This window comes from Candidatus Tenderia electrophaga, from assembly GCA_001447805.1.
Classification (GTDB): Bacteria; Pseudomonadota; Gammaproteobacteria; order Tenderiales; family Tenderiaceae; genus Tenderia; species Tenderia electrophaga.
Map to the genome: position 1 here is coordinate 1,010,561 of CP013099.1, position 23,355 is coordinate 1,033,915.

The window sequence follows — 23,355 nt, forward strand, 5'->3', positions numbered from 1 at the left end:
CTACAATGTGGCGCTTTGCGATTAGGCGGAATAATAAACAATGAGTATTAAGTCGGACAGGTGGATCCGCCGCATGGCGGAGCAGCAGGGCATGATCGAGCCGTTTGAGCCCGGCCAGGTGCGGGAAACGGACCAGGGGCGGGTCATCTCGTACGGGACCTCCAGCTACGGCTACGATATCCGCTGTTCCGACGAGTTCAAGATCTTCACCAACATCAACTCGGCCATCGTCGATCCCAAGAATTTCGACGACAACAGCTTTGTCGATGTGAAATCCGATGTCTGCATCATCCCGCCCAACTCCTTCGCCCTGGCGCGCACAGTGGAGTATTTCCGCATTCCCCGCAGCGTGCTGACCATTTGTCTGGGCAAGTCCACCTATGCCCGCTGCGGCATCATCGTCAATGTCACGCCGCTGGAGCCCGAATGGCAAGGGCATGTGACGCTGGAGTTTTCCAACACCACGCCGCTGCCGGCCAAGATCTACGCCAATGAGGGCGTGGCCCAGGTCTTGTTCTTTGAATCCGATGAGGTGTGCGAGACGTCCTACGGCGATCGGGCCGGCAAGTATCAGGGCCAGACTGGAGTTACCCTGCCGCGCGCCTAGTTGGATTAAGGCTTGATCGAGGCGGTGGTGTTCGGCGTGTCGGCTGGCAAGCCCTTTATTGATTTCAGCTTCAAGACCAGCTTGCGGCCGTCCTCTTCCTGCATAATGCGCACTGGCAGGTAGTTGAGTTCCTTGGCGCACCAGAGGATGGTGTCACGGCTGCCGGGGCGTTCCAGCTTGACGGTCTTGAACCTGCCCAGTGGTGTCTCGATGGTCTCTTCCGCCAGTTTGTGGAATGTATAGGTCTTCAGGGTGCCGCCGTCGGCGACTTGATAGTTGAGTGATTCATCGCCCCGTTCCAAGTCGTACATCACCGCCAGGTGATAGAGCAATTTGTCCAAGGTACCCTGCGGCACATCCATGGACCACGGATCGTTATTGATGGTGTTGGTGACCCGCATCTTGTCCCAATCGAACGTGAGTTTGACATGGCGTTCTTTGTCGCTGCTCTGACGGTCGTAGGAATATTTCAGCGGGCGCAGGTGTTGCTCATGGTAAACCCATTCGGTTTTTTCCAGCAGGGTCGAATCGGTAAACCAGCGCGCATAGCCGATGGGCTTGGAATAGGACTCAAAGACATAATGGCCGTCTTCGTTTTTGTATAGCTTGCGTTTCATTTCGGCCAGCGACAACGGCCCCATGCTCAGCACATACGTCGCCTCGAATGACTCGGGCAAGGCATGTTGCGGCTGGGCAGCAGCGGTGAATGCGGGGCCGGCCAACAGGAGCCAGGCCACAACAGCGCGCCGAATTGATCGCATTGTGGGTGTCATGTCAATGTCTTGTCCATTTGCGCCACGGGCTCCCCATCGAGTATTGCCTGATCACCCACCAACTGCAAGCGCCCCGCGGCGAACCAGCCGATGGCTTCGGGGTAGATGCGGTGCTCTTGTTCCAGCACCCGCTGGGCCAGCGTTTCGGCGTCGTCGCCGGGCTGGATTTTCACTACCGCACGGCATACCACCGGGCCGCCGTCCAATTCCGGGGTGACGAAATGGACACTGACTCCGTGTTCCGTACAGCCGGCGTCCAGCGCCCGTTGGTGGGTCTTCAGGCCCTGGAAGTTGGGCAGCAGGGAGGGGTGGATGTTCAACATGCGGCCGCGATAGTGATTGACGAATTCATCGGTCAAGATGCGCATGAAGCCGGCCAGAACCACCAGTCCCGGCGCGTAGCGATCGATCTGTTCCGCCAGGGCCTGGTCAAAGGCCTGGCGGTCGCTGTAGCGCGTGTGTTCGACCACCCGGGCGGGAATGCCGGCGCGCCGTGCCCGCTCTAGGCCGTAGGCCTCGGCGCGGTTGCTGATCACGGCCTTGATCTCAGCATTGATGCGTCCCGCCGCGCAGGCGTCGATAATGGCCTGCAGATTGCTGCCGCTGCCGGAGATCAATACCACCAGCGGCAGCGGTGTTTTTCGGGATTGAGACATCAGTCGTTCAGAACGACGGCTGCATCCCCTGCCTCGGCAACCTCGATAGTGCCGATCTGCCAGACCGTTTCGCCCTGTTCACGCAGACAGGCCAGCGCGGCGTTCGCATCCTCGGCCGCCACGATCACGGCCATGCCGATGCCGCAGTTGAAGGTGCGGTGCATCTCTGTTTCAGCGACATTGCCCTGTTGTTGCAGCCAGTCGAAAATGGCCGGGCGCTGCCAGGCGCTGGTGGAAATGACTGCCCGGGTGCCCGCGGGCATGACCCGCGGCAGATTCTCCAGCAGGCCGCCGCCGGTGATGTGGGCCAGGGCATGGACCTCGACTTTGCCGAACAGCGCCAGCAGCGGTTTGATATACAGCCGCGTTGGGGTCAGCAGGGTCTCGCCCAGGGTGCCCTTGCCGAAGCTGTCGTTCAATTGGGCGCCGCTCACCTCGATGATCTTGCGGATCAGGGAGTAGCCGTTGGAATGGGGGCCGGACGAGGCCAGACCGAGAATGACGTCGCCTGCCTTGACCTTGCTGCCGTCGATGATCTTGTCTTTCTCCACCACGCCGACACAGAAACCGGCCAGGTCGTAGTCCTCGCCGCTGTACATGCCCGGCATCTCGGCGGTCTCGCCGCCGATCAGGGCGCAGCCGGCCTGCTCGCACCCGGCGCCGATGCCTTTGACCACCGCGGCGGCGGTCTCGATACTGAGTTTGCCGGTGGCGTAGTAGTCGAGGAAGAACAGCGGCTCGGCACCCTGCACCACCAAGTCGTTGGCGCACATGGCCACCAGGTCGATGCCGATGCTGTCGTGCTTGCCCATGTCCATGGCCAGCTTGAGCTTGGTGCCGACGCCGTCGGTGCCGGAGACCAGCACCGGCTGTTTATAATGTGCCGGGATCTCGAACAGGGCGCCGAAGCCCCCCAGGCCGGTGAGCACGCCGGGGCGGCGGGTACGGGCGGCGACGGGCTTGATGACCTCCACCAGATCATTGCCGGCCTCGATGTCGACGCCGGCGTCGCGATAGCTCAGAGAGGTGGATTTTTGCGGATCCTGGGAGTCGGTCATAGCTGCGGTTCGCTCTTTCAAAATGTCGGAAGTGGGCAAGAAAGTGTATTATTTTAAATGATCTTGTCGCTGACAGCGACTTGCAAATTGCGCCGCGGCCGTGCCAAGCATTGCCGGGACTGGCGCCTGCATAGGGAGCTGAAGTTAATTTGTTGGCCATACGTTGTATTAAGCAGATTGCCGGCTGGCTGCTGGTCGGGCTGGCTGTGGGGTACGTGCCCGGCGCCCAGGCGGCGCAGGTCGAGGGTCTGTACCAGGCCCAGGTGCCGGTGAAGACCCAAACCCGCGAGGAGCGGCTGGAGGTCTATCCCGCCGCTCTGGCCCAGGTGGTGGTGAAACTGAGCGGTGACCGCAGCGTGCCCGAGCTGCCCGAGTTGTCCGGATTGATGGGCAACGCCGTGTCGCTGGTGCAGCAGTTTCAATACGCCGAGCTGCCGCCAGGCGATGAAACCCTCCTCGAGGACGGCTATAAGCGCCTGCTGGTGGCGCGTTTTGACGGTCAGGCCGTCTCCCAGGCCCTGATCGAAGCCAATGTGCCGCTATGGGGCAGCACGCGCCCCGAGGTGTTGCTGTGGCTGGCCATCGAGGATCGCGAGACGCGCTATCTGCTGGGCGCCAACGCCGCGGCGGAACTGGAATCCCGCCTCGAGGCGCAGGCCGCGCGGCGCGGTCTACCCCTGATGTTACCGCTGTTGGATCTGGATGACCGCCGACAGGTGGATTTTGGCGATGTCTGGGGCGACTTTCATCACACTGTCATGCAGGCGTCGGCGCGCTACAGTGCCGATACGGTACTGATCGGCCGTCTGATTCGGGCTGAGGATGGCGCTTGGCGTACCCGTTGGAGCCTGCACTATGCCGCCGCGCCCAATACGCCTTCCGAGTTCTGGCAGGCGCAGGTCAATAGCCAGGAAGAGGCCCTGGCCGTGGGAATCGACGGCGCCGCCGACCGTATCGCCCGGCGCTATGCCCAGCTCTACAGCCCAGACTCGGCCGATTCCGTTGCCCTGACGGTGACCGGTGTGGGCGGCATGGCCGGCTATGCGCGGGCCATGGACTATCTCGAATCACTGGATATCGTCACTGCCGTGGAGGTGGCGCGGGTGCGCCAGGAGGAAGTGTTGTTCCGCGTCGCGATTCGCGGCGACGCGCGCGGTCTGGAGCAGTCCATCCGCCTTGGCAGCACCCTGGCGCGCGACGCCGAGGCACAGCCGCCGGCCGAGAATGAGCTGACCAGCGCGAGGACTTTCGTCTACCGATTATTGCCATGAGCGTCGGCCGCCAAGATCTACCGAACCTGATCAGCATTGCCCGCATTCTGTTGACCCTGCCGGTGGCCTACCTGTTGCTGCAAGATCGCTTCAGCGAGGCCCTGCTGCTGTTCTTCATTGCCGGCATCTCCGATGCCTTGGACGGCTATCTGGCCAAGCGTTTCGGTTGGCACAGCCGTCTGGGTTCCATCCTCGATCCACTGGCCGACAAGCTGCTGTTGGTGACCGCGTTTGTGTGTTTGGGCTGGATCGGTATCATCCCGCTGTGGCTGGTAGTGATGGTGCTGGGACGCGATTTGATCATTATTCTCGGCGCCCTGGCGTTTCACCTGCTCATCGGCCGTTACGAGATGGCGCCCACCTGGATCAGCAAGTTCAATACCGCCTTGCAGATCACGCTGATTCTGGCGCTGGTATTATCCAACGGTCTGTATCCCCTGCCGGACGGCCTGCTGACCGGGCTGGTCTACGGGGTGTCGGTGACCACGGTGCTGAGCGGGCTGGGTTACGTCTGGACCTGGGGACGCAAGGCCTATCGTATTAAACAAAAACAAAGCAGATAGATAATGTCCTTAACCGATTCACAAAAATGGCTGATACTTACCGGCGTGGCGCTGTTCGGCCTGCTGTTATACGTGCTGGCGCCGGTGTTGACGCCGTTTCTGGTGGCCGCGGCGCTGGCCTATCTGGGCGATCCGCTGGTGGACAAATTGGAAGCCCGGCGGCTATCGCGCAGCGTGGCCGTGGTGCTGGTGTTCAGTGGCCTGATCATCGTGCTGTTCATGATCATCGCCTTTTTGGTGCCGCTGCTACAGCAGGAGCTGGCGGCCTTTATCAGGAAACTGCCCAGCTACATCGATTGGTTGCAGGGTACGGCCCTGCCCTGGATCAAGGCGCAGCTCTCGCTTGATGCCCCCAGTCTCAACCTGGACAGCCTCAAGCAGGCGATTCGCGAACAATGGCAGTCGGTGGGCAATATCGCCGCCGGTGTCATGGGTTCGGTGTCGCGCTCCGGGTTGGCCCTGGTGGGTTGGTTGGCCAACCTGGTATTGATCCCGGTGTTGACCTTTTATTTACTGCGCGATTGGGATGTCATGCTGGCGCGCATCCGCGAGCTTATTCCACGGCGTTATGAATCAACCACGGTGCGCTTGGCACGCGACTGCGACGAGGTGCTGGGCGCCTTCATGCACGGTCAGCTGCTGGTCATGCTGTCCCTGGGTACGGTGTATGCCGCGGGCCTGTGGCTGGTGGGGCTGGAGATGGCCCTCTTGATCGGCATGCTGGCGGGCCTGGTCAGTTTCGTCCCATACCTGGGGTTTATCCTTGGCATGCTGGTGGCGGGCATCGCCGCCGCGATTCAGTTTCAGGACGTCATCCACCTGTTTTATATCCTGCTGGTATTCGGCGCCGGTCAGATGTTGGAATCCTTCTTGTTGACCCCTTATCTGTTGGGAGACCGCATCGGCATGCACCCGGTGGCGGTGATCTTCGCGGTGATGGCCGGTGGTCAACTGTTCGGCTTCGTCGGCATCCTGCTGGCCCTGCCGGTGGCGGCGGTGATTATGGTGTTGCTGCGTCATGCCCACGAGCGCTACGTGCAGAGCGAGCTCTATGCCGACGCAGTCGAATCCGAACGCGATGGCTGAAGGTGGAGTGAGGGCCATGGCTGAGAGCCGAACTGTCAAACAACTGCCCTTGGGCATGTGGCTGCGCCCGGGGGCCAGCTTTGACAATTATCACGCCGATGCCAATAGTGAGGCGCTGGCGGCCTTGCGCCAGGGCGGCACCGGAAATATGGAGCGTTTTGCCTTTCTATGGGGGGCCCAGGCGGTGGGGAAGACCCATCTATTGCAGGCGGCCTGCCATGCCGCTACGGGCCGGGGCGAGGGCAGTGCCTACCTGCCCCTGCGCGAGGCGCCGCGCTTGGCCCCCGAGATGCTCGAGGGACTGGACACCCTGGCTGTGGTCGCCCTCGACGATCTGGATGCGGTGGCCGGCCAGCGCGCTTGGGAGATCGCCGTGTTCGACCTCTATAATCGTATCCGCGATCAAGGCAGCGGTATGCTGCTGGTCGCCGCGCGCCGGCCCTTGGCCGAGCTCGGGCTGGGGCTGCCCGACTTACAGTCGCGCCTGAGCTGGGGGCTGGTGTACCAGCTCCAGGCCATGACGGATGATGAAAAACGCCAAGCCCTGCAGCAGCGCGCCGACAGTCGCGGCTTTGAGCTGCCGGACGAAGTGGCCGGCTATCTGCTGCGCCACTATCAACGTCAGACCGGCGCCCTGTTTGAGTTGTTGGAGCGGCTTGATCAAGTCTCGCTGGCCGAACAACGCCGCCTGACCGTCCCCTTCGTCAAACAGGTTATCGAGTCCGTTCAGGAGTAACCAGGCAATGGAATTCACCCAGATCATCCATGACAACGTGCGCACCGCCCTGGCGGAAGATATCGGCAGCGGCGATCTGACCGCCGCGCTGATACCCACCGAGGCCGAGGCTCAGGCATCTATCATTTGCCGCGAGGCGGCGGTGATCTGCGGCCGCCCCTGGGTAGACGAGGTGTTTCGTCAGCTCGATCGCCGGGTGCAACTTGAATGGCGCGTGGCGGAGGGGCGGCGGGTCGAGCCGGGGCAAGAGCTGCTGCGCCTGCAGGGCAGCGCCCGCGCCCTGCTGACCGGGGAGCGCACGGCGCTGAATTTTCTGCAAAGCCTGTCGGGCACCGCCACCGAGGCACGCCGCTATGCCGATACGGTGGCCGGTTTGGAGGTCAAAATCCTGGATACGCGCAAGACGCTGCCGGGTTTGCGCGCGGCGCAAAAATACGCCGTGCGCTGCGGCGGCTGTCACAACCATCGTCACGGCCTGTATGACGGCGTCTTGATCAAGGAGAACCACATCCTCGCCGCCGGCTCCATTACGGCTGCGGTGAGCGGTGTGCGCCCTTTCGCCCAAGGCAAGCCGGTAGAGGTGGAGGTGGAAACCCTGGCTGAATTGCGCGAGGCGCTGGCAGCGGGTGCCGACATCATCATGCTCGATAATTTCTCTTCGACGCAGACCAGCGCGGCGGTGGCCATCGCCGCCGGGCGCGCCAAGCTCGAGGTGTCCGGCAACGTCTCGCTGGAGGGATTGCGGGCGCTGGCGGAAACCGGCGTCGACTACATCTCCACTGGAGCCCTGACCAAACATCTGCGCGCCGTGGATCTCTCTATGCGCTTTCGCTAGCGTCACTGCCCCACCCCTGGGGCGCAATCAAAAGCTGGCGCGGCGGCCCGTGTTGGTCTATCCTTTCTCGTGTTACTCAAATATAATTTGGTAACACGAGCCTCGCCATTCCTAATAGCTGTGACTAAGGTTTGTAAGAATGGCGATGGCCGACCATATGTTTACAATGTTGTACTTAATAGTAAGGGTAGAGCACCATGGCGTGTGACAGGATGGAACGTAAGATTGCACGAACGAATCTGAATGGGGAGCGGTATGGTTTCGCCGATGAACGCGAACTCGTTGCCTACCTGCTCAAAAGGGAACGGGAGCGCGAGGCCAGACTGCGGCGTGCGCAAATGCGTTTGATTACCTCGTCCTGCTGATAAAACGGGTTTATTCGCCGCGCCATTTACCGCTCAACCGACGCGCTTCACGCGCGCGCGTTTCCTGCACGATCATCCTGCTGTGTCCCCAGTCTTCGCGTATGACATCGTTTGGCGCCGTTTAGGGCGCTGGCCAGGCGATGTTGTGCTGGCCCCATTTTTGTCTAAAGTTATAAATGAGGGGTCATTTTTAGACTGTAGCAATGAAATCGCGTAAAAGTCAGTGGGGAAATATCATGTCACGTGAACGTTATGGGCACTCTCGCTCCGGCGCCGAGCTTGGCGTAGAGCAGCGCAAGCCGTCGGCCGCGGCACACCTCCAGTGTGGCGGCGATCACGAATTATCAGCCGTTCCGCGCGCTCAGGAATCACTCGCGGAAGAGTGCGAAATCGTTTCTTACGAGTCCGTTACCAGCGATTGAGGCCGTTGCCCATGCAATCCCGTGTTTGTGCGTGAGGGCTAAGCCGGTGTGCGCCTCAGTCGCCGCCGCAGCCGCCGCCGTCTGAGTCACCGAGGCCAGCGAAAAAGCCGCCGTCAGCACCGCCGTCGCTGGGTAATGCACCGGAGTCGCCGGCACAGCCCGAACTGCAGCCGATATGCGAGGCGCAATAGCCGGAGCCGTAGTTGGATGCGTTGGGATTGCGGCAATCAGGGGTGTATCGGAAGCCGTTGGGGATATTCAGCTCGGCATCGATGGCGAACAGCAAGGGCAATACCCGGGCGCCAGCCGGATGGATGCCGTCCTTGGCGCAGGCCAGGCGCCAGGCCCGCTTGATGCTGTCCTGGGCGAAGGTGGGTGAGGCCATGGCCTGCGCCGGGGTGTGATGCAGATAGCGCCCCAGCCCTGTGCGACAGAATTGTTGATAGGCGCGGGTAAACAGGATGAACTCGTGCCAGGCGTCGTCCACCACCTGTGACGGCATGGCCACACTTTTCTTGCCCGCCTGATTGCAGATGTGGAAATAATCCCTCAGGCCGTCGAAGACCAGATCCAGCTGGCCGTCGCTGAGCTGCGGATGTTTGGCGGCGAGTTTGCTGCGAATCGCCGGATGGAATTGGTAGGCGTCGATAAAGCCCAGCCGCTTGCCGTGCATGCCGCGGCGCATGAGGTGGCCAAGCAGGGCGGCCAGGACAACGGCGAAAATCAGGTATAGCCAAGGCATAATGCGTCTCTTAAGGCTCCGATAGATACATTGTCGGCCGCGCTATCCCGATCTTTGGCGCTGGCAAGCCTGGGCCGGCCCCGCTAAAATTAGCCCTCTGAATCAATCCTGAAAAGAAGAACCCATCCCCATGCGTACATCCCAGTTATTGTTAGCGACTTTGAGAGAAACCCCGTCCGACGCCGAAGTGGTCAGTCACCAGCTCATGCTGCGCGCCGGCATGATCCGCAAACTGGCGGCCGGACTCTACACCTGGCTGCCCATGGGCTTGCGGGTGCTGCGCAAGGTCGAGGCCATCGTGCGCGAGGAGATGAACCGTGCCGGCGCCCAGGAGGTGTTGATGCCGGCCATTCAGCCTGCCGAGTTGTGGCAGGAATCAGGCCGCTGGGAGCAGATGGGGGCGGAGATGCTGCGCATCCAGGATCGCCATGCACGCGATTTCTGTTTCGGCCCCACGCACGAGGAGGTGATCACCGACCTGATCCGCAACGAGATGCGCAGCTACAAACAACTGCCGGCCAACTTCTATCAGATCCAGACCAAGTTCCGCGACGAGCGCCGGCCCCGTTTCGGCGTTATGCGCGCGCGCGAGTTTTTGATGAAGGACGCCTACTCCTTTCATGTGGACGAGGCGAGTCTGCAACAGACCTACGACGCCATGTACGACGCCTATGCGCGCATCTTCACCCGCCTGGGGCTGGAGTTCCGCGCCGTGCTGGCCGATACCGGCGCCATCGGCGGCAGCGCCTCGCACGAATTCCATGTGCTGGCCGAGTCGGGCGAGGACGCCATCGCCTTCAGCACGGAGAGCGACTACGCCGCCAACATCGAGCTGGCCGAGGCGCTGGCGCAGGCGGGGGAACGCCCCGCCCCGACTGAAGAGATGAAGACGGTCGACACGCCCAACCAGCACAGCATCGAGGCGCTGAGCGCATATCTGAACCTACCCGCTAGTCGCACCGTAAAAACACTATTGGTGCAGGGCATTGAGGACGACAGCGTCGTGGCCCTGGTGCTGCGCGGCGATCACGAGCTGAATGAGATCAAGGCCGAAAAACTGGAGCAGGTGGCGGCGCCGCTGACCTTCGCCACCCCCGAGCAGGTCAAGGCGGCAGCCGGCTGCGAGCCCGGTTCGGTGGGCCCGATCGGGTTGAATTGCCCGGTGTTTGTCGATCGCAGCGCCGCCCATCTGGCCGATTTCGTGTGCGGCGCCAATCGGGACGGCCAGCACCTCACCGGCGTCAACTGGGGGCGCGACCTGGCCGACGGTATCGTGGTCGATATCCGCAACGTGGTGGAGGGCGATCCCAGCCCCGACGGCCAGGGCACGCTGCAGATCAAGCGCGGCGTTGAGGTGGGTCACATCTTCCAGCTGGGGCGCAAGTACAGCGAGGCCATGAAGGCGCTGGTGCAGGACGAAGCGGGCAAGGCGGTGCTGATGACCATGGGCTGCTACGGCATCGGCGTGTCGCGCGTGGTGGCCGCCGCCATCGAACAGAACAACGACGCGCGCGGCATTATCTGGCCGGCGGCCATCGCCCCGTTCCAGGTCGCCCTGCTGCCGCTGAACGCCCACAAGTCGCAGCGCCTGCGCCAAGCGGCAGAGGAACTCTATGAAGAGTTACAGGCGGCCGGTTTCGAGGTGCTGCTGGACGACCGTAAGGAGCGCCCGGGCGTGATGTTCGCCGACATGGAGCTGATCGGTATCCCGCACCGGGTGGTGTTCAGCGAAAAGGGGTTGGACAAGGGCGAGGTGGAGTACAAGGGCCGCCGCGACAGCGACAACCAGTACATCCCCCTGGCGCAGATCGCCGCCTTCCTCAAGGAGCGGCTGCAGTAGGCCGATTTAATAGAGATTAGGAGTGATTGTTTAAACTCATCATGCGTCGGTTATCCGTCTTATTTCTATTTTGTTTGCTTTGGCAGCCGCTGCAGGCGGCGGTGCCCCAGCCGCCCGACGATCGGCTGCGGGCGCTGCTGCGTGAAGCCGTCACCAGTTCCGACAGTTTTGCCGACCGCTTCGAGGCGGAAGTATGGCTGATGGATATGTCGCGCCGCCTAGAAACCCTGATTCCCGATGACGAGCAACGCCTGCGCCTGCTGAAGATGATTCACTATGAGGCGACGCGCGCCGATCTGCCTCCGGAGTTGGTGCTGGCAGTAATCCAAGTGGAGAGCTATTTCGACCGCTGGGCGATCTCGGTGGCCGGGGCGCAGGGCTTGATGCAGGTCATGCCCTTCTGGCTCAACGAGATCGGCCATCCCGAAGACAATCTGTTTCACGTCCAGACCAACCTGCGCATGGGATGCACCATTCTCAAATATTATCTCGACATGGAAGAGGGCGATCTTACCCGCGCCCTTGGTCGATACAACGGCAGTTTGGGCAAGTTCAAGTATCCCAATAAAGTCTTTGACGCCTTGCGCACGCGCTGGTATCGCCAGTAGTCCAAACGTGTTTCTTTCTTCGTTTCTCTCCTCAGCGGCGGAACCGTCGTTTTTATTCATGTTCGTTTTATCTGTGTGGTCTATATTTTCTTCGAGGCCGAAGGTTCGCCGTGATAACCACCTTGTAAGGAGACAGAAATGAGCACCAAGATCCGTAATTTAATGATGGCTTTTGCTTTAGCGTTAGCGACACCGTTCGTTCTGGCTGATACGCCGCCGTCGTTGGCGGTGCCTGATACTCACTCCGTCGAGTCAAAAGGTAAATTGAAGTTGTTCCGGGTGCAGGTTCAGGGGCTGGAATTCGGGCGGGAAAGCGAAATGATCGACGCCGAAGTGTTCGTGACCCTTGACAGTGAACCGGACACGGTCTTCACTCTGCGCCTGCATGACGATTCGCCACCGGTGAACACCTTGATCGCCGAGACTCTGCGTGAGGCCTATCTGAATAAGATCCCGGTGACGATTTATCACCAGATCGCGCCCAAGACCCGTAAGAATGTAAAGATTCACATGGTGCAGTTCGATCGTTAAGCAAACTTGGGCGTCACGCCAGGAAGCGGCGTGACGCTTTATCGCCAGAGAGAACCGTCACCGCGTTTCAAAGGTATCCGTTTCGCGGTACTCCACCTCCTCAGCCTGCACGTCCGCTACCTGGGCGCTGGTCGGTCCCTGCCACAGCCAGCTCTCCAGTTCGGCAAGCTTATCCTCGGCGCCGCAGGCCAATACCTCCACACTGCCGTCGGGCAGGTTGCGGGCGTAGCCGCCGATATTTAACGCCTGGGCCTGTTGCTGGGCGGAGGCGCGGTACCAGACGCCCTGAACGCGGCCGGAGACGAAAAACTGCTTACAAATGCTCATGGTTTCCTCGTTCGCTGGAAAAGGGTCTGGCAAAACCATAGTTGATTCCCTGTATCACCGCCAGCAAATGAGGCTCGGCTTTGGCCGGCACCGGCGATGGTTTAAACTGTGGCAATCTATTTTTATACCAAGGTGGAGGTTCGTGTGAGCGAGAAACAGGAATATCGGATGGAAAAGGACAGCCTGGGCGAGATCCGGGTACCGGCGGCTGCCTGGTACGGTGCCCAGACCGCCCGGGCGGTGATTAATTTTCCGATCAGCGGGCGTCGTCCCGATGCCGATTTCGTCCTGTCGCACGTCAGGATCAAGCGCGCCGCCGCGGTGGCCAACAACCAGCCGGGTTGGCTTGAAGATCAGCAGAGTCAGGCCATTATCGCCGCCTGTGACAAGATCCTGGCCGGGGAGTACCTGGAGCAGTTTGTGGTGGACCGGTTTCAGGCCGGTGCCGGCACCAGCCACAACATGAACAGCAACGAGGTGATCGCCAACTTGGCCAATGTGGCGTTAGGCGGCGAGAAGGGTGTTTATAAGCCGGTCAACCCCAATGATCACGTCAACATGGGGCAGAGCACCAACGATACCATTCCCACCGCCATCCGCCTTACTGCCCTGGCCAAGCTACCGCGCCTGATCGACGCCGTGAACAGCATGGCCGACGAGTACGCCCGTCTCGGCGCCGCCGAGGAAGATACGGTCAAGAGCGGCCGCACCCACCTGCAGGATGCCGTGCCCACCACACTCGGTCGCGAATTCAATGCCTACGCCTGGACGCTGCGCCGTGCCGCAGGGGCTTTGGAGGCCTGTCGTGAGCCTTTGTGCCAGATCGGCCTGGGCGGCAGCGCCGCCGGTACCGGATTGAACACCTCCCCCGACTATGCCCGGCGTGTCGCCGCTGAGCTGGCCACGCTGACCGGCGAGAAGATTCGTCCCGCCGATGATCTGGCCGCGCAGATGCAGTCCATGCATGATGTGCAGCGCCTGTCTTCGGCGATCCGCGATGTGACCCTGGAGTTGACTCGCATCAGCAACGATATGCGCCTGCTGGCCTCCGGACCGCGCACCGGCCTGGGCGAGATCCAGTTGCCGCCGGTGCAGCCCGGCTCATCCATCATGCCCGGCAAGGTCAATCCGGTGATGTTCGAGATGCTCAACCAGACCTGTTTCCAGGTGCTGGGACAGGACGCCGCCATCGGCTTTATGACCCAGGCGGGCCAGCTGGAACTGAATGTCATGATGCCGGCTATGGGCTCGGCCCTGTTCGATGCCATGGATTGGCTCACCAATGCGATGAATGCCGCCACGGAACGCAATCTCAAGGGGCTGAAAGTCGATCGCGAACGCTGCAAGGCATTCCTTCATGCCAGTGTCGGCCTGGCGACCTTGCTGAATACCGAGATCGGTTACGGCGCCGCCGCCGAAGTGGCCAAAGAGTCGGAAAAGAGCGGCCGTCCGGTGCGCGAGATAGTCGCCGAACGCGGTTTGATGGACGGCGATGCCTTCGATGCCTTGGTGCTGAAGGCGGCACGCGACGGCCACTTGGATTGATCGTATCCGCCTGGCCCGCTGAGAAACGCGGGCTAGGATAACGTTGGTCTCCTGCTTTCAAATACGTTGGCTGATGATACCCTGCCGCGCTGCTTTTATTTCTGTGGTCGGGATTTGTGGGGGTTACAGCTCAATTGTAGGCTCGATGCGTTGCCTTTCCGGTGGTTCTTTGGGGGGCTCAGGTTTTTCGTCGGTTTTGGTGTCCTGTGGTGTTTTGCTTTGCTGGCGCATGGCGTTTTGATAGATGAGGTCCAGGTGAATATCCAGTGCCTCTCTGAGGTGACGATTGGAATGTGACAAGGCCTGACTTAGGGCCTGCGCAAATGGGTCTTGCTCGCAGAGTGTGCTGTCAATTTCGGGCAAGGTATTGGTCTGAGCCTTATAGAGGTCGGCTAGAGTCAGCCTTGAGCTATCCTTGGATAGCGCCCACTGGCCGTCGATAGTTTGATGTAGCAGGCCACTGTTTTGTAGGCGCTCCAGACTCGAAGAGGCTTCAACCGTTTCCATTAAGCTGTGCTGACCCAATTCCTCTTCGCCTAGCAGCTGGTCATGTTGTTGGGCTTGCCACATCAAACCGACGACCTTGAAATCATCTAACAACATTTGGCCGGAGCTTAGCGCGGCTTCGCGGTTGCGGCCGGGCGTGTGATACAGGCAATAACTGATCTCGGCGCCGAGCATGACCACCATCCAGGACAGATAGAGCCAGACCAGAAACACGGGGATGGTGGCCAGGGCGCCGTAGATCATTTCATAGGTTGGAAATGCGGTTACGTATAAAGCGAAGCCTTTCTTGGCGAGTTCAAATAGCACCGCCGCCACTACGGCGCCGGTCAGCGCACTGCGCAATGGAACATAGGTGTTGGGTACGATGGCGTAGAGCAGCGTACAGGCGATGGTGGTGGCGAAAAAGGGCAGTAGGGCGAGCAGATTGGCCTTGAGTCCGGCAATCAAGGCGGTCTCGTTAAACAGGGGGAGCGAGGTCAGATATGAGGTGACGGCCAGGCTGGCACCCACCAGGATCGGACCCAATGTCAGCATGGCCCAGTAGACCATGAATTTGGGGATGGCCTTGCGCTCGCTTTTGATGTGCCAGATGTCATTCATCGCCCCTTCGATGGTGTTCATCATCAGCAGCGCCGACAGAATCAAAAAGCCAGCACCGATGGCGGTAAGCTTGGACGTCTTGCTGGCGAATTCCTGGATATGTTCCTGGATCGCCTCGCTCGAGGTGGGGACGAAATTTTCAAACACGAAATTCTGTAGCTGCGCGGCAAAGGCGTCGAACATGGGGAAGGCGGCGAAGACGGAGAAGATGACCGTCGATAAGGGCACCAACGACAGCAGGGTGGTATAGGTGAGTGCCGCAGAGCTGCGCAGGCAACGATCGTCATAGAATGTTTGCGCCACGTAGCGCAGGAATGAGAACAGCTGTTTGAGTCGAGTCATTGGCACACGGCCCGTTTGATCACAGCGCTAGCCCGCATTTCTCACCGGGCTACCGTAGTCCGTATCGATGCAGATAGGACGCGTCTTTGGTCTGGCGTGCCGTATCACCGCGGTGCTTGGCATGTTGTCTGGCCGCTTCTCTGTCCTGCGGCGAGGGTTGCGGGTCGATCATCAAAGTCAGCCCCGGTGGGATCATATCGGCGTTATGAATATGTTTCACGTTGGTCTTGAGCAACAAGGGCCACAAAAAGGGATCGCCATACACGGATTGCTTGGCTGCGATGTCCCACAGGTTATCGTTTTTACTGACGGTGTAGACGATCGGCGCCGCTGCTGCCGATTTGGCGGGCGGGCGTGGCTGAGGCGAGGGTTGCTCTGGGGTCTTGGCGGCCGCTTCGGATTCTGAGTTGGCGACCTGTTTTGCCTGGGAGATGGCCATCGCCTGGCGCGCTGCCTCGCGCGCTGCCAGGGCTTCTTTCTGGGCTTCTTTGTAGGCGCCGGCCTTCAGGTCGTTCTGCGCTTTGGATAGAAGCTGTTGAGCACTGTCGAGCGCCACCGGCGCGTGTTTGTCGGCACCTATGCTTTCAGCGGCTTCCACGCTCTGGCGGGCGTCGCTCATTTCCTGGGTCGGGGGCGCAGTGGCGCAGCCGGTGATAGCGCTGATGGAAATGAGGACGATTCCGTTCTTAATGATGCAATTGGATACAGGGGCGTTCACGATCTCTGGCTAGACCTTGCGTTTTGCACCCAAACGAATGCGTAGGCTTATACTGTACGGAAAACTAGCATCGCCGTTGAAGCGATGTCAAGGTGACTCGAGGTTGATAATTATCTGTTTTGGGAGAGTAAATGACTGAAATTCTGGTGCTGTATTATAGCCGCGACGGCAGTGTTGCACGCATGGCACAGTTGATTGCGCGCGGTGTGGAGGAAATCGACAGGGTGGAGGCGCGTATCCGCTCGGTGCCGGCCGTGTCGCCGGTATGCGAGGCGGTGGCCGAGCCTATTCCGCAACAGGGCGCGCCGTACGCCAGTCTGGATGATTTGACCCAGTGCGCCGGATTGGCACTGGGCAGTCCGGCCTATTTCGGCAATATGGCGGCGTCATTAAAGTCGTTTCTGGATACGACCGGCGCCTTGTGGTTGTCCGGCGCGATGGCCGGCAAGCCGGCGGCCGTGTTTACCTCCAGCGGCACCTTGCACGGCGGCCAGGAAAGTTGTTTATTGTCCATGATGGTCCCGCTGCTGCATCACGGCATGTTGTTGCTGGGATTGCCCGGCACCCAGACCGAGTTGGCCACCACCACCACGGGCGGATCGCCGTACGGTGTGAGTCACTGGGCGGGGGTGGATGACAATAATGAAATCAGTGCGGAGGAAGCACGTCTCTGCCGCGCCCTGGGCAGGCGCTTGGCAGAGACGGCGCTCAGACTAAGCGCTGCGGCCGCGGCCGCGCAGCAGGGCGATCCCGGCCAGTAGCAGTAACAGCGCGATAGGCTGCAGGCTTCCGCCACCGGAGCCGCCTGTCCCACCGTTGAAGTTGGTGACATCGGCGGCTTCGGGGTCGATCACGGTGTCTTCCGAATCCCTGTTATTCTGCGAAAAGGCGTCCGGCTGACTCTGACTGGAGACATTGACGCTGGCGGTGATGGTGCCTTCCTGCGTCGGAATACCGGAGATAAAGAACTCGGCGCGACCCAGGCCCGGCAGGTTGCTGATGGTGCAGGTCAGCACATTTTGCACCGTGGGTTCGTCGCAGCTCGGCGGGCTCCCGGTGGAGGCCATGGTCACCCGGGAAAACTGATACGAGGCCGGTAAGTTGACCACGACGGTGACATTCTCTGCAGTGATGTCGACGTATTGATTGGTGATGGTCACCACGTAGGTCAACGGCTCTTCGGTGACATTGGGCGGTGCCGGGTCCGGACTGTCGTTAATGGAGGCCTTCAGGTCGACGTAGATATTGGCCTGCTGTTGCGTCGCGCCGTACTCATAGGCGCCGATATCGCAGTTCAAATCACGCAACATGAAACGTTGATCAACCAGGGGGCAGGCATCGGTGTTGCCGGCGTCGCGGGCCGGGCTGGCTGCCAGCAGCGCATGTACCCCGGTGTGATCCACCGCTGTGCCATTGACGTCGGTTGAGGTGGTCAGGTCGGGGTCCAGATCGGGGGTGGTGACATTGACCAAATCACCGCCGCTCACATTCAAATTGCAGCTGGCATCGCTGGACATGCTGTTGCCGATGGATTGAATAAAGACTTCATAGTTGGTGCTGCCGGCACAGGCCGGTTCATTCGGGTTGCTGTTGGCACCGTCAACGATAATGCTGTTGGTCAATATCAGGTTGGGGGCGTTGCTGGCACTGGTGCGGAATAGGGTCAGCTGATTACCGCCGATCTGGCTGTTGGTTGATAAACAACCGCTGGCACAGGGCTGGGCGCGATTGTCGTACACCGTGGTGTTGTGCAGCGTCATGTCGTGGCTGTTGAATATGCCGCCGCCGCTGTAGGCGCCGCTGTTGCCGCTGACGGTGGAATTGACCACGTCCAGGTTTGCGTTGGCGGCATGATTGTAGATGCCGGCACCGTTACCGCCGTTGTTGTTTACGTCGACGTCGATAAGGTTATTGGCGACCACGGAGTTATTCAGTGTTGCCGGGCCGAAATTGGCGATGCCGGCGCCGTTGAATAGAGCTTCGTTGCCCGTAATCGCGCTGTTGGTGATCGTGACCAGGCCCAAGTTCAGGCCTTGATTGATGATATAAATGCCGCCGCCTTGGTTGTTGCTGCGGTTGTTGGAAACGGTTGAGCTGCCCATGGCCAGGTAGCCACCCAGATTACCGATACCGCCGCCATTGGAAAAGCGCACCGTGCTGTTGCCGCCCGGCGCGCTGGCGGTGTTGCCGTCGATCAAGGACTGGCGGATTTCCGTGCGCCCGGCGTTGCTGATGCCGCCGTTGCCCGGCGCGCTGTTCTGCACGATGTCCGAAGTACCGATGATCGCCTCGGCTTGCTGGTCTACGTGGATACCGCCGCCCGACACCTGCACCTGAGTAAAATTGACCGACGTGTCATTGGGGTCGAACGTGACAGTGTTGCCGCGCACCTCCGCGTTGGTCAGTTCGAGCGTGGCAGAATTTGACACATAGATGCCGGCCCCGGGGGCGTTGGTTACCGCGCCGTTGCGAATGGAGACATTCTGCATGGTCACGCTGGCGCTGCCGAGAATATGAAAGACGCGATCACTGATGCCGCCGGCGTTAATAATATTGCGGCCACCTTCTTGCAGGCCGATGATATCGAGGTCGTCGGTGATATCCAGATCGCCCCGCTCGGCGGTGTTATCCGTGCCGGCGCGTGTCAAATTGACGGTGAAGGGGGTTGCCCCGCCGTTCGGCAGGGTGATGGTATCTTTGCCGGCATTGCCGTTGGCGGCGCGAATGGCCGCCCGCAGGGTGCAGTTGCTCGGGCAGCTGGCGGTGGCACTATCGCCGTTGTTGTTAACGGTGTAAGTGGCTCCCTGGGCAACGAGCGGTGTCAGCATTATCAGCAACAGGCCGGCAAGCGGGGTTGAGATCCCGCCCAGGGTACGACGCAGTTGGAACTTCGGCTTTGCTGTGCTCATCTCGCCTAGCCTTTCGGTGGAGCAGTCAACGTAAACAGCGAGCTGTTAAACGTTTCCGCGAAAAATGTTAAACATATACATGCCTAAATGTTATACAAATTGCTTCAATATAGTCAAGACTCTATTATAACAATATCGGCGATTTGTCTCACAACTTCAGTTGCTTGGTGGAAAAACAATATCGATTCAATCGGATAGCCGAATCAACCGGCGCCGGCTAGGGGCTCTGATTTGTCATCGGCGTGCGGTGTTGGGCAGGGCGCTTGGATTCTTGCCGAGTGCAGCCGTGGCCGCGATGTTTTGGCCGGACAAGCATTAAATCAAAAAAAATCAATATGTTAAATATTATCTGGGGTGCCGCCGGCAGTCGGTAGCACCCACAGCAAAAGGCCTCATGGGCATGGTCTCGCAGGCGGTGTTCCGCTCAACTCAAACCCCCGTCTGAGTCATTGTTGTCGTCGTCGCTGCCATTGCCGCGACTGCAGTCGTTCTCGATCTCCATGTTTTGGGTCGCCAGGGGGACGGCAGCGTAGCTGAATTGTGTCAAATCAAAACCCAGCGCCAGGGCAGTCGCCTGAAGGGCGTCTACCGTCAAGCTGCCGCTTGCCGTCGTGCTGAGGGACGGATTGCCGCTTTGATCGAAGGTGGCGTGGGTGACGGCGCCGTTGTTGTCCATTAGAGTGACTTCGTTGGTCAAGGCGATATCGCACTGGTAAATGTCGGCGGCGCTATTCTGAGCAGCCACCATGGCGCCGATGTTGACCAACTGGCTTAGATTATGCGTTTAGCTTGAATTAGCGAATTTTGGCCCTATGTTGTGTACAGATATTATTTGAAATGCCTTAGGGGAATTGCGCATGAGAATGGACAAACTAACCAGCAAATTTCAGGTGGCGTTGGCCGACGCCCAGAGTCTGGCGGTGGGCCGCGATCACCAATTTATTGAGCCGCTGCACGTCATGCTGGCGTTACTCGACCAGGAAGGCGGCAGCGTGCGTCAGCTGTTGACCATGGCCGACGTCAATGTGCACAGCCTGCGTTCGCAACTGGGCGAGGCACTGGAACACTTGCCTCAGGTGGAAGGCACGGCGGGTGATGTGCGTGTCAGCAATGACTTAAGTCGCATCCTGAATGTGATGGACAAGCTGGCCCAGCAGCGCAAGGATGAGTACATTTCCAGCGAGCTGTTCGTGCTCGCCTGCGTCAGCGACAAGAGCCAGATCGGCGACATCCTGCAAAAGGCGGGCGCCGGCAAGGGCGCCATCGAGAAGGCTATCGACGAAGTGCGTGGCGGTCAGAAGGTGGATGATCCCAACGCCGAGGATCAGCGCCAGGCCTTGGACAAATACACCATCGATCTCACCGAGCGCGCCGAGCAGGGCAAACTCGATCCGGTCATCGGTCGTGATGACGAGATCCGCCGCACCATCCAGGTATTGCAGCGCCGCACCAAGAACAACCCGGTGCTGATCGGCGAACCCGGCGTGGGTAAGACCGCCATCGTCGAAGGGCTGGCGCAGCGCATCATCAACGGCGAAGTCCCCGAAGGGTTGAAGGGCAAGCGCGTGTTGTCGCTGGACATGGGCGCCCTGATCGCCGGCGCCAAATTTCGCGGCGAGTTCGAGGAGCGCCTCAAGGCCGTTTTGAAAGACCTTTCCAAACAGGAAGGCCAGATCATCCTGTTCATCGATGAGCTGCACACCATGGTCGGCGCCGGCAAGGCCGAAGGCTCCATGGACGCCGGCAACATGCTCAAGCCCGCCCTGGCGCGCGGCGAGCTGCACTGCATCGGCGCCACCACGCTCAACGAATATCGTGAATATGTGGAAAAGGACGCGGCCCTGGAACGTCGCTTCCAGAAGGTGCTGGTGAATGAACCCAACGTGGAAGACACCATCGCCATCCTGCGTGGCCTGAAACAGAAATACGAGGTGCATCACGGGGTCGACATCACCGACCCGGCCATCGTCGCCGCGGCCACCCTGTCGCATCGCTACATCACCGACCGCCAGCTGCCGGACAAGGCCATCGACCTGGTGGACGAGGCCGCCAGCCGCATCCGCATGGAGATCGACTCCATGCCCGAGGACATGGACCGCCTCGATCGCCGCTTGATCCAGCTCAAGATGGAGCGCGAGGCGCTCAAGAAGGAGACCGACGAGGCCTCTAAAAAACGGCTGCAGGCGCTGGAGGAAGAGATCGCCCGGTTGGAGCGCGAGTACTCCGATTTCGAGGAGGTCTGGAAATCGGAAAAGGCCGCATTGATGGGCACCCAGCACATCAAGGAAGAGTTGGAGCGGGCCAAGACCGATCTGGAAGCGGCGCGCCGTGCCGGCGATCTGGCGCGCATGTCCGAGCTGCAATACGGCCGCATCCCTGACCTGGAAAAGTCCCTGCAAATGGCCACCGAGGCCGAGCTGCACAAGACCACACTGCTGCGTAACCACGTTACCGAAGAGGAGATCGCCGAAGTGGTCTCCAAGTGGACCGGCATCCCGGTGGCCAAGATGCTGGAGGGCGAGCGCGACAAACTGCTACGCATGGAAGACGAATTGCAAAAGCGCGTCGTCGGTCAGAGCGAGGCGGTGAAGGCAGTCTCCAACGCCATTCGCCGTTCGCGCGCCGGGCTCTCCGATCCCAATCGCCCCAATGGTTCGTTTCTGTTCCTGGGGCCGACCGGCGTGGGCAAGACCGAGCTCACCAAGGCGCTGGCGGATTTTCTCTTCGACACCGTCGACGCCATGGTGCGCATCGACATGTCCGAGTTCATGGAAAAGCATTCGGTGGCGCGGCTCATCGGAGCGCCGCCCGGCTATGTCGGTTACGAAGAGGGCGGCTATCTCACCGAACATGTGCGTCGCAAACCCTATTCGGTGATCCTCTTGGACGAAGTCGAAAAGGCCCATCCCGATGTCTTCAATATTCTGTTGCAGGTATTGGACGATGGCCGCCTTACCGACGGTCACGGCCGCACGGTGGATTTTCGCAATACCGTGATTATCATGACCTCCAATCTGGGCTCGCATCTGATTCAAGAGTTGGCCGGCGAGGAACACTATGACGAGATGAAGCGTAATGTGATGGAGGTGGTGGGCCAGCACTTCCGACCCGAGTTCATTAACCGTATCGACGACGTGGTGGTGTTTCATCCCTTGCAGCAGGCCCAGATCCGCCGCATCGCCGACATCCAGATCGACTATTTGCGCCAACGCCTGGCCGAACGCGACATGGGTCTGAGCCTGACGGACGCCGCCCTGGATAAGTTGGGCGAGGCCGGTTTCGATCCGGTCTACGGCGCCCGGCCGCTCAAGCGTGCCATCCAGCAGCTGGTGGAGAACCCGCTGGCGCAGGAGATCCTCGCCGGCAAGTTTGCGCCCGACGACGTAGTTCAGGTGGATGTCGCAGGTGACGGTTTTAGCTTCAGCCGGGGGGTGGGCAGTGGCGAGGTGAGTGCCGCCTGATCCGCTTTATCCGCTAAGAAACGCCGTTTTTTAGCGGCGTTTTTTTTGGTCGGCAATCCCTCACCGATGGTCGGTCCGCCGAGTTTTAGAACGCGTAACTCAACCCCGTGAAATAACTCACATCGGTCTTCTCCACCGCCTGCGGCGGGCGACTGTCGTGGCGGATATCCAGTGACAGCTTCACAGACAGATGATCGTTCATTTTCACCGCCAGGCTGGCCTGTTCCAGGGCGCGGAAATCCTCGCCGTCGTCCAGGCGCGGTTGATAATAGGTGGTGCTCATCACGCTCACCTGCGCGTTGAGCTTGTGCTTGTAGGACAAATAAAAACTGGCGCGACTGTATTCGTCCGTGCCGTCGTCGGTCAAGCCGGGACGCTGTTCCAGGGTTTCGCGGGTGTAATAGGCGCCGGCGCCGAAGTAGAGCCCCAAGCGATCACCGCGTTCGACGAGGGTGAAGCGCATTCCGGCCCCGACCAGACCGCGGAAGGAGAGGCGTGTGAACTCATCCTGCTCGGCTTGCGCATAGGCCTCCCAGGCGCGCCGCGGCCGATATTGCACCACATGACGCGCGTGCAGCAGGGTGGAGTTGGTATTGCGCCGATCGTTGGTCTCACCGTAATCGTAAGACAAAATGACAAAATCCGTGACCTGGCGGCGGTGGTATTGCAGGCGACTGTCCAGGCCCGCCTCGGCCGTGTCGGTATTGCCGCTGTCGCCGCTGATGCTCAGATCGATATTGCCGCTGACGCCGGGCTCCGGTGCGCCGATGCGCATGTTTTCCACATTGACGATGGCACAGGCCTGGCCCGCCCACAGGCAGGCCAGGGCGAAGGGGGCTGCTTGTTTCATGGG

At 60.3% G+C, this 23,355-nt stretch carries 21 protein-coding genes and 1 pseudogene; 12 read left to right on the top strand and 10 right to left on the bottom strand.

The window, feature by feature from the left end; translation table 11 throughout:
* Positions 1–40: 40 nt before the first annotated feature.
* Positions 41–607, top strand: coding sequence for a deoxycytidine triphosphate deaminase (dcd, locus tag Tel_04700; GenBank protein ID ALP52502.1), 567 nt, complete (start codon positions 41–43; stop codon positions 605–607).
* Positions 608–612: 5 nt separating this feature from the next.
* On the opposite strand, the gene Tel_04705 is transcribed toward dcd, so the two are convergent.
* Genes Tel_04705 through Tel_04715 form a run of 3 tightly spaced genes read right to left on the bottom strand, consistent with a single transcriptional unit; the run spans position 613 to position 3,094 of the window.
* Positions 613–1,344, bottom strand: coding sequence for a hypothetical protein (locus Tel_04705; GenBank protein ID ALP52503.1), 732 nt, complete (start codon positions 1,342–1,344; stop codon positions 613–615).
* Positions 1,345–1,376: 32 nt separating this feature from the next.
* Positions 1,377–2,036: a phosphoribosylglycinamide formyltransferase gene (locus tag Tel_04710; GenBank protein ALP52504.1), complete on the bottom strand. Its 660-nt coding sequence runs from the start codon at positions 2,034–2,036 to the stop codon at positions 1,377–1,379.
* Positions 2,036–3,094 carry a hypothetical protein gene (locus Tel_04715; GenBank protein ALP52505.1) on the bottom strand — a complete coding sequence of 353 codons (1,059 nt, stop codon included), beginning with the start codon at positions 3,092–3,094 and terminating at the stop codon, positions 2,036–2,038. Before Tel_04715 ends, Tel_04710 begins: the two co-directional genes overlap by 1 nt.
* A gap of 149 nt (positions 3,095–3,243) precedes the next feature.
* On the opposite strand from Tel_04715, the gene Tel_04720 reads away from it, so the two are divergent.
* Genes Tel_04720 through Tel_04740 form a run of 5 tightly spaced genes read left to right on the top strand, consistent with a single transcriptional unit; the run spans position 3,244 to position 7,585 of the window.
* Complete coding sequence (locus tag Tel_04720) at positions 3,244–4,365, top strand: hypothetical protein (GenBank protein ALP52506.1); 1,122 nt, start codon at positions 3,244–3,246, stop codon at positions 4,363–4,365.
* Positions 4,362–4,928, top strand: coding sequence for a CDP-alcohol phosphatidyltransferase (locus Tel_04725; GenBank protein ID ALP52507.1), 567 nt, complete (start codon positions 4,362–4,364; stop codon positions 4,926–4,928). The genes Tel_04720 and Tel_04725 overlap by 4 nt, the downstream gene beginning before the upstream one ends.
* Before the next feature lie 3 nt (positions 4,929–4,931).
* Positions 4,932–6,014: a hypothetical protein gene (locus tag Tel_04730; GenBank protein ID ALP52508.1), complete on the top strand. Its 1,083-nt coding sequence runs from the start codon at positions 4,932–4,934 to the stop codon at positions 6,012–6,014.
* 16 nt (positions 6,015–6,030) lie between these two features.
* The gene (locus Tel_04735; protein ID ALP52509.1) at positions 6,031–6,750 is read left to right on the top strand and encodes a hypothetical protein; all 720 of its coding nucleotides are present in this window, start codon (positions 6,031–6,033) and stop codon (positions 6,748–6,750) included.
* A gap of 7 nt (positions 6,751–6,757) precedes the next feature.
* The gene (locus Tel_04740; GenBank protein ID ALP52510.1) at positions 6,758–7,585 is read left to right on the top strand and encodes a nicotinate-nucleotide pyrophosphorylase; all 828 of its coding nucleotides are present in this window, start codon (positions 6,758–6,760) and stop codon (positions 7,583–7,585) included.
* An 842-nt stretch (positions 7,586–8,427) separates the two neighbouring features.
* Here the strand turns inward: Tel_04740 and Tel_04745 are convergent.
* On the bottom strand, positions 8,428–9,114 hold the full coding sequence (locus tag Tel_04745; GenBank protein ALP52511.1) for a hypothetical protein: 687 nt from the start codon (positions 9,112–9,114) through the stop codon (positions 8,428–8,430).
* Between the two features lie 130 nt (positions 9,115–9,244).
* Between Tel_04745 and Tel_04750 the strand changes: the two genes are divergently transcribed.
* The 3 genes from Tel_04750 (at position 9,245) to Tel_04760 (ending at position 12,093) form a co-directional block, all read left to right on the top strand.
* Positions 9,245–10,954, top strand: a complete 1,710-nt coding sequence (locus Tel_04750) for a proline--tRNA ligase (protein ID ALP52512.1) — start codon at positions 9,245–9,247, stop codon at positions 10,952–10,954.
* Positions 10,955–10,995: 41 nt separating this feature from the next.
* Positions 10,996–11,562 (top strand): transglycosylase, encoded by a 567-nt coding sequence (locus Tel_04755; GenBank protein ALP54737.1) that lies wholly within the window; start codon positions 10,996–10,998, stop codon positions 11,560–11,562.
* A gap of 279 nt (positions 11,563–11,841) precedes the next feature.
* Positions 11,842–12,093, top strand: coding sequence for a hypothetical protein (locus tag Tel_04760; protein ALP52513.1), 252 nt, complete (start codon positions 11,842–11,844; stop codon positions 12,091–12,093).
* A gap of 57 nt (positions 12,094–12,150) precedes the next feature.
* Here the strand turns inward: Tel_04760 and Tel_04765 are convergent, their stop codons facing one another.
* Complete coding sequence (locus Tel_04765) at positions 12,151–12,420, bottom strand: acylphosphatase (GenBank protein ID ALP52514.1); 270 nt, start codon at positions 12,418–12,420, stop codon at positions 12,151–12,153.
* Positions 12,421–12,588: 168 nt separating this feature from the next.
* Between Tel_04765 and aspA the strand changes: the two genes are divergently transcribed.
* On the top strand, positions 12,589–13,965 hold the full coding sequence (gene aspA / locus Tel_04770; GenBank protein ALP54738.1) for an aspartate ammonia-lyase: 1,377 nt from the start codon (positions 12,589–12,591) through the stop codon (positions 13,963–13,965).
* Positions 13,966–14,607: 642 nt separating this feature from the next.
* Here the strand turns inward: aspA and Tel_04775 are convergent.
* Positions 14,608–15,414 (bottom strand): annotated as a pseudogene (locus Tel_04775) (hypothetical protein).
* 49 nt (positions 15,415–15,463) lie between these two features.
* Positions 15,464–15,736, bottom strand: a complete 273-nt coding sequence (locus tag Tel_04780) for a hypothetical protein (GenBank protein ID ALP54739.1) — start codon at positions 15,734–15,736, stop codon at positions 15,464–15,466.
* A 527-nt stretch (positions 15,737–16,263) separates the two neighbouring features.
* On the opposite strand from Tel_04780, the gene Tel_04785 reads away from it, so the two are divergent.
* On the top strand, positions 16,264–16,893 hold the full coding sequence (locus Tel_04785; GenBank protein ALP52515.1) for an NAD(P)H-quinone oxidoreductase: 630 nt from the start codon (positions 16,264–16,266) through the stop codon (positions 16,891–16,893).
* On the opposite strand, the gene Tel_04790 is transcribed toward Tel_04785, so the two are convergent.
* Both Tel_04790 and Tel_04795 read right to left on the bottom strand, forming a co-directional pair.
* The gene (locus Tel_04790; protein ID ALP52516.1) at positions 16,846–19,041 is read right to left on the bottom strand and encodes a hypothetical protein; all 2,196 of its coding nucleotides are present in this window, start codon (positions 19,039–19,041) and stop codon (positions 16,846–16,848) included. The genes Tel_04785 and Tel_04790 overlap by 48 nt on opposite strands.
* Positions 19,042–19,465: 424 nt before the next feature.
* A complete protein-coding gene (locus Tel_04795; protein ID ALP52517.1) occupies positions 19,466–19,807 on the bottom strand; it encodes a hypothetical protein in 342 nt (113 codons plus the stop codon).
* 91 nt (positions 19,808–19,898) lie between these two features.
* Between Tel_04795 and Tel_04800 the strand changes: the two genes are divergently transcribed.
* Positions 19,899–22,502, top strand: a complete 2,604-nt coding sequence (locus Tel_04800) for an ATP-dependent chaperone ClpB (GenBank protein ID ALP52518.1) — start codon at positions 19,899–19,901, stop codon at positions 22,500–22,502.
* Between the two features lie 85 nt (positions 22,503–22,587).
* On the opposite strand, the gene Tel_04805 is transcribed toward Tel_04800, so the two are convergent.
* Positions 22,588–23,352, bottom strand: a complete 765-nt coding sequence (locus tag Tel_04805) for a hypothetical protein (GenBank protein ID ALP52519.1) — start codon at positions 23,350–23,352, stop codon at positions 22,588–22,590.
* Positions 23,353–23,355 lie beyond the last annotated feature (3 nt).

Coding starts and splice junctions, on each gene's coding strand:
- Tel_04765 (ALP52514.1), bottom strand. CDS start 12,420: ATGAGCATTTGTAAGCAGTTTTTCGTCTCCGGCCGCGTTCAGGGCGTC.
- Tel_04735 (ALP52509.1), top strand. CDS start 6,031: ATGGCTGAGAGCCGAACTGTCAAACAACTGCCCTTGGGCATGTGGCTG.
- dcd (ALP52502.1), top strand. CDS start 41: ATGAGTATTAAGTCGGACAGGTGGATCCGCCGCATGGCGGAGCAGCAG.
- Tel_04750 (ALP52512.1), top strand. CDS start 9,245: ATGCGTACATCCCAGTTATTGTTAGCGACTTTGAGAGAAACCCCGTCC.
- Tel_04710 (ALP52504.1), bottom strand. CDS start 2,036: ATGTCTCAATCCCGAAAAACACCGCTGCCGCTGGTGGTATTGATCTCC.
- Tel_04805 (ALP52519.1), bottom strand. CDS start 23,352: ATGAAACAAGCAGCCCCCTTCGCCCTGGCCTGCCTGTGGGCGGGCCAG.
- Tel_04725 (ALP52507.1), top strand. CDS start 4,362: ATGAGCGTCGGCCGCCAAGATCTACCGAACCTGATCAGCATTGCCCGC.
- Tel_04755 (ALP54737.1), top strand. CDS start 10,996: ATGCGTCGGTTATCCGTCTTATTTCTATTTTGTTTGCTTTGGCAGCCG.
- Tel_04715 (ALP52505.1), bottom strand. CDS start 3,094: ATGACCGACTCCCAGGATCCGCAAAAATCCACCTCTCTGAGCTATCGC.
- Tel_04745 (ALP52511.1), bottom strand. CDS start 9,114: ATGCCTTGGCTATACCTGATTTTCGCCGTTGTCCTGGCCGCCCTGCTT.
- Tel_04790 (ALP52516.1), bottom strand. CDS start 19,041: ATGAGCACAGCAAAGCCGAAGTTCCAACTGCGTCGTACCCTGGGCGGG.
- aspA (ALP54738.1), top strand. CDS start 12,589: ATGGAAAAGGACAGCCTGGGCGAGATCCGGGTACCGGCGGCTGCCTGG.
- Tel_04730 (ALP52508.1), top strand. CDS start 4,932: ATGTCCTTAACCGATTCACAAAAATGGCTGATACTTACCGGCGTGGCG.
- Tel_04800 (ALP52518.1), top strand. CDS start 19,899: ATGAGAATGGACAAACTAACCAGCAAATTTCAGGTGGCGTTGGCCGAC.
- Tel_04740 (ALP52510.1), top strand. CDS start 6,758: ATGGAATTCACCCAGATCATCCATGACAACGTGCGCACCGCCCTGGCG.
- Tel_04785 (ALP52515.1), top strand. CDS start 16,264: ATGACTGAAATTCTGGTGCTGTATTATAGCCGCGACGGCAGTGTTGCA.